General features: G+C 42.1%; 7 protein-coding genes. 1 reads left to right on the top strand and 6 read right to left on the bottom strand.

Annotation, left to right across the window (positions count from 1 at the left end; all coding sequences use genetic code 11):
- Positions 1-530 precede the first annotated feature (530 nt).
- Positions 531-1100, bottom strand: a complete 570-nt coding sequence (locus tag NU887_RS11705) for a hypothetical protein (RefSeq protein WP_258423562.1) — start codon at positions 1098-1100, stop codon at positions 531-533.
- A gap of 63 nt (positions 1101-1163) precedes the next feature.
- Positions 1164-1883 (bottom strand): hypothetical protein, encoded by a 720-nt coding sequence (locus NU887_RS11700; protein ID WP_258423561.1) that lies wholly within the window; start codon positions 1881-1883, stop codon positions 1164-1166.
- Between the two features lie 287 nt (positions 1884-2170).
- Between NU887_RS11700 and NU887_RS11695 the strand changes: the two genes are divergently transcribed.
- Complete coding sequence (locus NU887_RS11695; protein ID WP_258423560.1) at positions 2171-2788, top strand: hypothetical protein; 618 nt, start codon at positions 2171-2173, stop codon at positions 2786-2788.
- A gap of 241 nt (positions 2789-3029) precedes the next feature.
- Here the strand turns inward: NU887_RS11695 and NU887_RS11690 are convergent, their stop codons facing one another.
- The 4 genes from NU887_RS11690 to NU887_RS11675 all read right to left on the bottom strand — a co-directional run bounded on the left by NU887_RS11690 (position 3030) and on the right by NU887_RS11675 (position 8168).
- Positions 3030-3839 (bottom strand): SDR family NAD(P)-dependent oxidoreductase, encoded by an 810-nt coding sequence (locus NU887_RS11690; protein ID WP_258423559.1) that lies wholly within the window; start codon positions 3837-3839, stop codon positions 3030-3032.
- Entirely contained in the window at positions 3836-4825 is a 990-nt protein-coding gene (locus NU887_RS11685; protein WP_258423558.1) for an NAD-dependent epimerase/dehydratase family protein, read from the bottom strand. Before NU887_RS11685 ends, NU887_RS11690 begins: the two co-directional genes overlap by 4 nt.
- Before the next feature lie 254 nt (positions 4826-5079).
- Positions 5080-7560: an ATP-dependent helicase HrpB gene (gene hrpB / locus NU887_RS11680; protein WP_258423556.1), complete on the bottom strand. Its 2481-nt coding sequence runs from the start codon at positions 7558-7560 to the stop codon at positions 5080-5082.
- 95 nt (positions 7561-7655) lie between these two features.
- The gene (locus tag NU887_RS11675) at positions 7656-8168 is read right to left on the bottom strand and encodes a DUF2911 domain-containing protein (RefSeq protein ID WP_258423555.1); all 513 of its coding nucleotides are present in this window, start codon (positions 8166-8168) and stop codon (positions 7656-7658) included.
- Between the last annotated feature and the right edge of the window lie 17 nt (positions 8169-8185).

The following is an 8185-nucleotide window of genomic DNA, read 5'->3' as shown; positions in this document are numbered from 1 at the left end:
ATTCTCCCCAACCTTCAACATTTTCGACAAAGTCTCAATTGAAACCGCTGTGCGTGGGGAGGCGAAATTCCGGGCCGGCGATGGCCTAGTGGGGGGAAGGATTATTTCGCTTGCCTTTTTTGGTTACTTTTTGTGGTAAGACAAAAAGTGACAAAAGGAATATGCTTCATCCTTTTAATCTGTGGGTAAAAAACAACTTTAAATGTTTTGGCGGGGAGTCTTTTTTACTCTCGACCATCAAATTAGCCAAAACCAAACCCAATTCATTTCACATTTTTTCTATAAACATTTCACCCCTTCGGGGTTTTCTAACCAATCATAAAACTCGACAACCTGAGAACCCGACAACGCGAAGCAGACAACCAAAATGACACAAGACATAAGACACAAGATCCCAGACTTGTCTCCCGCACAACCACTAGAACAATTAGAACCACTACAACAATTACAACTTTCCCAACCCGACAACGCGAAGCTGACAACCTGACAACGCGAAACAGACAACAATTACAACCTACCCACTGTGACTTTTACTTCCTCCCTTTACCTTTCCTCCGCTCTCTTTCCCTCTTCCTTCTTTTTTTATCCTGTTCTTTGCCTTTGACCAAAACCATCCTTGCAGATATTCCAACCTGTCCACGGAAAAATTCCTCCCTTCCGGAAAGGTTCATGTTGGGTTTGTAATCCAAAGAAATCACCGTATTGGCCACAGTCATCTCAATCCCTCCGATAAGGTCTACCCCGGTGGTTGGATTGCCATAAGTATGGATGATTTGGTTGGTTTCAGGGACTTTGACAAAACTTTCCTCCCAACCCGAAGATATTCCCGCACCCAGGTAATAGTTAAACCGCTTGGAAAGAATAGGCCTGTGTCTTTCTACCAAGAGGTGAAATGTGGTGTTTCTGTCAAAATCAGATTGGACTATGCCTTCTAAGGTCACATGCTTAAAAACCCGCTGCTGTGCAGTCAGTCCAACCGTTCGGCTAAAATCATTGCTCCCCATCCTTAAACCCAAAGCGTTGCCATACCTTTGGGCAAAAACTTGTGGAATAGAAAAACAAAGAGTGAAAAGGAAGAGGGCTAGAATCGTTTTATACATATCCTTGGGTTAAGCTGCAGTTATATGAACCAATAACTGTTCCAAGAATTTGAAAGATAGGTACTACCAATCGTCATCGTTGTCTTGCCTTGAATCCCCTTCAGTTTGGTTTTGGGAAAGGTAGGCTTGTAAAAACTCCCGATTGCCTTCATCTACCCAGATTTTGGTTTGGGAAATCGACCGATACGTCTTTTCCATATTTTCAAAAGTAGCCGAAGGAACATGAACCGGGATTTTAAAAATCCTCACATCCGATTTCTCAAAAGGAGTAGCTTTTTTACTGTTGAAAAAATAGGGGAGAAGCGTAGAGGAACACGAAAACGCAATCAGGTCAATCCGTTTTTCCACAAAATAGGATTCCAGCCGTTCATTGATGTTTTCGAAAAACTCTAAAGTCTCCTGCAGCCTCACCCTCGAACCGGCCCTTGATTTGCCTTTGGTCTTCAAATGTTTGATTTGACTTTTTCCCTGTTTCTTCCGGACCATATACGCCCGAAAGACTTTATGATCTGCCAAATGCCCGTTTTCATACAAGGCAGTCACCGCCATCCCGGATTTGATGGAGACAATGACTTGGTTTTGAAAATCAAGTTTTTGAAGGGAATTGTCCGATTCCGAAAAGTAACTTTGAATGGAATGCCTTATTCTATATTCTTTAGCTTGATTGGGTTGATTCACCAATATTATTTTTTTATCCGCATCATATGCCAAATTAATGGGAGACTTTGCCCACAAAAAGAGTAGTTTATTTACTGATTCTTCACTTATATTTATCCAATCCATAATTTTTTTTAATAGGAAGAGTAGAAATGGTCTAATATTTGTATCTTACATACATAAAAAATACGATCGTTACGTTTTGGTCGAAGGTAAGGATTGTAAACCAAGTTTCATTTCACGTAAAAATAGGAATAGTATTTCATTTCAATGTTCGAATGGAGGTTATAACCATACCTGCATTAGGTTGAAAGTGAACAAAACACCTGCGATCTGAAACATAAATATTATAGAAAAGGTTATAATAAAAGATTTCGATAATCGTTATATCAAATATAAAATTGGAATAATCCATGAAAATTAAAGAAATGATATTGTTGCATGAGGAATTTCTGGCTGACTTTGGTTTCAGCTTAGAAAAGAAACAGCTTCACTATTCCAAAACAATAACCCAAGGCAAACAAATTATTTTCTTCCACCACACCCATTTCAATGATGCTTCTTACCTGGAATACCATCTTGGATTGAGGTTTGATTTGGTAGAATCCATCATTCACAAATTTTTGCCGACGCTTGGGGATTACAAGGACCGAAGCATCACTTTGGTAGAAACCTTGGACAAGATTGATCCGAATATGCCAAAAAGGTATTTCCTGGAAAATGACATGGAGATCAATGGGGTTATTGAGAAAGTGGAGGGGTTTCTGGTCAAAGACGGATTTCCTTGGATGGACCATTATTCTAAGGGCATCAAGCTTGAAAGGTTCTTCAATGAAGATCCGGACAGAAACATTGTGACCCAGAATTTTACCTATAGGTCATCCCGCGGCATTGCTTTGGCCAAATTGTACAACCCAAGCAAATACAAAGAGGTACGTGATATCTACTTGGCCAAAATGGATGAGATGCAGGTCACTCCTTTCTCTGTTGCTTGCTTTCTGAACCTGTTGGGATATTTGGACAACTTATAATTAACAAGTCTTCGAATTTGGTTCTCACCGGCTGTTCTGACTTTAAGGTCAGAACTCAGTTATTTTTTCATTTATACTTTCTTTACCTTTTTCTTAAATAAACCTGATTGAAAGTCCAATTGTCTTTCTCCGCAACTAAAAGCGGGGTAGCAGATATTTTTGGCTTTTCTTAGATAATCAGGATTCCTGATTCCTACCTTGATTCTTCGGGCAAAATAGGGGACTACACCGGACATGCTGCTCAAATCCTCTTAAAAGAATTTTGAGCATTAAAAATCTCAGTGTTGGTATTTTGCATCAGTTTTTCTTTGATAAAATGAGGCAATAAGGCAGAAAACAAGAAGATCAGCCGGGATAATTTCCCGGGAATGATTTTATTTTCCTTTTGGAGGCATTTTTCAATGGCCATTCCTGCCACATATTCCGGTTCCAGATAACTCAATTTTGAAAACATACCTAAATAGTGACATATCCTAAACTGATTGATATTGGTTTTGATGCCCGCAGGCGTCAGCACGCATATGTGGACATGGGTGTTTTTCAATTCTTGCCGCAGACTGTTTGAAAAGTAATAGATAAAGGATTTTGTCGCACCGTACACCTGTTTAAAAGGACCTTCATAATAGGCTATCATCGAACTCACATTGAGTATAAAGGCACTTTCCTGTGATTGGAGTACATCCAACAGCCCATGGGTAATCATGATAAACGCTTTGATATTCAGCTGAATCATCTTGTCGAAGGTGGAAAAATTTTCATCGGAAAACCTGTAATTACCACCGACACCGGCATTATTGATAAGAAAAGAAATCGGGTAATTGTTGGATTTGACATACGCAATCAACTGGATACAGCTTTGCTCACTGCAAAGATCAAGTTCAAGAAAATCCACCAACACATCGAAATTTGACCGGATAAGGCCACACAAGCCGGGTAGTCCTGTACTTGGTAGGGAGACCAAAAAAAGATCCATGCCTTTTTTGGCCGCTTCTATGGCAAAGGATTTTCCCAATCCTTCACTAGCTCCTGTAATCAAAACAAAATGTTTCATGGCTTTTCAGATTGGGTTAAAAACCGGATGGTAATTTCGATCGCCTCCTCAAAAGGAGTTATCTGATATCCGAGTTGGGAAACCGCCTTGGAACAGTCAAATGCGGAGTTTTGGGTCAACCGCTTAACAAGATCAGGAGTGATTTTGGGCTCCAAGCCAAACCGCTCTGCCAAGAATTTGGAAAACTGGGAAAAATAGGACAGGGGCCACAAAGGGATTTTCAGAATCCAACCATTTTTGTTTACCCCGTTTTTAATTGCCTCAAACAATTCCCCCAAGGTCTTATTCTCTCCGCCGAGAATATATTTTTCTCCAATGACTCCTTTGTCTCTGGCTAAAATATGTCCCATGACGATATCCTCAATAAAGCCGTAATTGCCGATTACCTCACTTTGCTTTGGGATGACAGCAAAGCCCTTTTTCATGAACCCGATGATTATCCTGTTGACACCGGAGCTAGGCGATGCGATACCCGGCCCAAAAATCCGGGAGGGCATTACAATCAAACCCGGAAAACCGTTCGCCACAGATTTCAGCAACTCCTTTTCTGCCAAAGATTTGCTGATTTCATAATCATTGTTGAAACTGCTCCATCTCGGGGTTTCTTCATTGTTGGGAAGCTTCAAAGATGGTCCGATGGTACCTGTAGAGCTTGTCAGGATAAATTTTGAAATACCCAATTCTTTGGCCGCCCCGATCACATTGACCGTCCCATCCACATTGACCCTATAAAAATCATCTGAATCCTTTGACCAAACCCTCGCCAATGCTGCCACATGAAAAACTGTATCACAACCTTCCATGCCTTTTGCAATAGCCTCTTTATCCAAAACATCTCCAAAAAACACCTTGATATTGGGATGTGCCAAGGTCTTGACAGCATCGGGATTTCGGATCAAAGCATGGACTGTCTCCCCGTTTTCTGCAAGTTTCATGGCCAATCTTTGGCCCAAATACCCTGATGCTCCTGTGAGGAATGACTTCATGTCTACATTGTTTTATTTCCAACTTACCCAAACCAAGTTACGTCTCAAAGAATTATTACCGAAATTGATTTGGAACAAACTGGTTTAAAGCCAATGGATTTGAACCAATAAACTGAAAAAACAAAGTAAAATAGGCAGTTAGGCATTTTTGCCCAAATGAAAAGGAAAGGATAAGTCTTTTTTGATAAATTAAATCATCGCATTTGCAATAAATGCGGTTGACTTTGAAAAGAATTTAAATTGAAGCTTAAAGCTTATTTCCGCTTTACACCCCGTACCGCCTCAGCCTGCAAAGGTTCATCGGGCCATGAATGTTTGGGATACCTCCTTTTCATTTCTTTTTTCACTTCAAAATAGGCATTCATCCAAAAACTCCTCAAGTCTGACGTCACTTGTACAGGTTTGAATCCCGGTGATAAAAGGTGTAGCAGCAGCGGGATTTTACCCTCATTGATCTTGGGTGTATCGAGCCATCCAAATACTTCCTGAAGCCTCACCGCCAGGACAGGCGCCTCACCATGACCGGAATAATGAATGGCGATCATGCTTCCACTGGGAATAGCTATTTTTTCCGGTGCCAAAGCCTGCAAAAGTTTTTGCTGATCAAAGTTCAGGCTGTTAAGCAGGATCTCCTTCATATTTAACCTGAGGAGATCTTCCTCCCTTTTGACCCCAATAAGGTAGGGAGAAAGCCATTTGTCTGCATTCTCCAAAAGTGAGGAAATGGTAAAATCAGGCCAAATTTGATCAGGATTCCAAACCCTGAGGGAGTTGACCCGATTTTGGAGTTGAAGGGTTTCTTCACTGAAATCAAGCAAGCTCTCTCCTTCGGAGCGGATGGCCTCAAGGATTGCAGCTGCCCTTTCTGTTTCGGAAAGGTTTGTTAATGGACTTGATTTCAGGATGATGGAACCTAGGCAGAGGTTTTTGACAGCAACCAATTCACCGTTTCTTTTGTCCCACTTGATGACTTTTTTCTCTTTCACCATAGAAATCAGATCCTTAGGGTTCAATGGAGAAGCCATGAATATTTTGCCGACACCATCTCTTGCATCCACGTGAGACACAGCTAGCCATGATTCATGGGCGAGGTCGTCCCTGTGTCCCATCATCACAATCTTCCCATTTGCCAACTGGAATTGGGCATTGTTTCCCGGTCTCGAGCATGCAATCCTCTCGGGATAGGCATAGGCGATCAACAATCCTGTTTCAAATGGATCTACAAATCCATTTTCGGGTTCAATCTGCAGCATTTTGCGGTATTGTTTCGCCACCTTTTCGATCTTATTGATTCCTTTGACAGAAAGCGATTCCCGCCTTGCTCTTCTCATAGCTTCCAACCTCAGGTTGATATCCACCCCTGCATCAGCCTCTAAAGGATCCCTTTCTTCCAATAAAGCTGCTATATCCGTAGCCAAACCGCTTTTGCCGATTTTCTCAGCCATAAGCAACATATGGGCTATACGGGGATGGGCAGGAATGGCATGGATTTTTTGCCCGTGGGCAGTGATTTTGCCTGATTCCATGGCATTGATTTCATGGAGCAGCTCATAAGCTTGGGAAATATGTCCGGAAGGGGGAGGAGTCAGCCAAGTAAGTTGCTGTATATCTTTCGTTCCCCATTGGACCATATCCAAAACCAAAAAAGCCAAATCCGCTTCTAAAATCTCCGGTGTCCTGAAGTCCGCCATCTGTGCATGGGTATGCCGCGACCACATCCGGTAGCAAACTCCCGGTCCAAGCCTTCCCGCTCTTCCTGACCTTTGGTCTGCGGAGTCTTTGGAAATCCTGATGGTTTCCAACTTTGAAAGCCCGGTCCTGGGATTGAATTTGGAAGTACGGCCATATCCCGAGTCGACAACGGTCTCAATGCCTTCTATCGTCAAACTTGTTTCCGCAATAGAGGTCGCCAATACCACTTTTCTCTTTCCGTATTTGTTGGGAAAAATGGCCTGATGTTGGGCTTGGGGACTCAGCAGGCCATACAATGGGTGAATTGAAAAATCCGGAAGTTGTCTTTTCAATATTGCTTCGGTTTTTTTGATTTCCCCCTGTCCGGGCAAAAAAACAAGAATGTCCCCGGTGTGCTTCAATGTGGCTTCAATGACGGTTTTGGAGACCATTTCAGGCAAAATACTCAAGTCAAAATCCCCTACAAAATGCTGCGCCACAGGAAAGGATTTGCCTTCACTTTTGACAGCAGGTGCTTGTAGTAAAGTTGTCAATTGCGGCATATCCAATGTTGCCGACATGACTAGTATTCTTAGATCAGGTCTAAGGATTTGCTGCACTTCACGGCAAAGCGCCATGGCCACATCTGCATGGATGTTCCTCTCATGAAATTCATCAAAAATCACCATTCCGACTTCTTCCAAGGTACTGTCGGAATGCAACATCCTTGTCAAAATCCCTTCTGTGACCACCTCAATCCTTGTTTTGGATGTTACCATGTTTTCAAACCTGATTCGAAAGCCAATGGTGTCACCAACTTTTTCGCCGATCAGGTCTGACATGCGCCAGGCTATTGTTTTGGCAGCAAGTCGCCTAGGTTCTAGCATTAAAATTTTCTTCCCTGCCAAAAAACGTTCCTCAAGCAATGCCAAAGGCAAAAGTGTGCTTTTCCCTGCTCCAGGAGGGGCATTGACTATCAGGGTGTTGTTGGATTCAAGGAGTGATTTTACTTCAGGAATAATATCCTTGATGGGAAGGTCAATGGTATGGTAGTCGAAGTTCAAAGTTCAGATTTTGAACCAAAGGTAAAAAAAATACCGCTGGATGTAGAACGGGAGGTTCACATGCAGCGGTATCGCTTGACAAATGGAATTATTATCTATTCAATCTTGGCCGAAGCTTTGCCATATTCCCACCTGATTTCAAAACTGTCAGATTTCACTTCATACACCAATCTTTCTTCCAGGGTGCTTGTTTGTATAGACGGAACTTCTACTCTCAAAGCATCTTTGCTTTGGTCATATTTGTAAGCTCCCCATTGCTTGGCTTCCTTGTTGAAAATAAAGGTAGAACTCGTCTCACCGGGGATAATGAAGAATGAATACTTTCCTGCAGGAAGCGTCTGTCCTTGGATTTTGATGTCTTTGGACGTTTCAAAAGTGGTAGCATCGTCAGCACCTGCTCTCCAAACTTGACCCAATGGAACCAAATCTCCCCAGATTACCCTGCCTTTTACCGCAGGACTGCTGTAGTTGATGGTTATCTTAGAACCTTTTATTGTTCCTTCCGCAGTTTTGGCAGGACTTGCTTTTTCTTGTGCAAAGGCTACTATGGATACCATTGCAAGCAACATGGTCAATAAGCCAAATCTTTTCAAATTCATTTTTTTCATGGTTTGGGTTTTATAAA

This window comes from Aquiflexum gelatinilyticum (genome assembly GCF_024741135.1).
GTDB lineage: Bacteria > Bacteroidota > Bacteroidia > Cytophagales > Cyclobacteriaceae > Cognataquiflexum > Cognataquiflexum gelatinilyticum.
The sequence above is the reverse complement of the archived record's forward strand: the minus strand, read 5'-3'. Positions and strand labels throughout refer to the sequence as shown.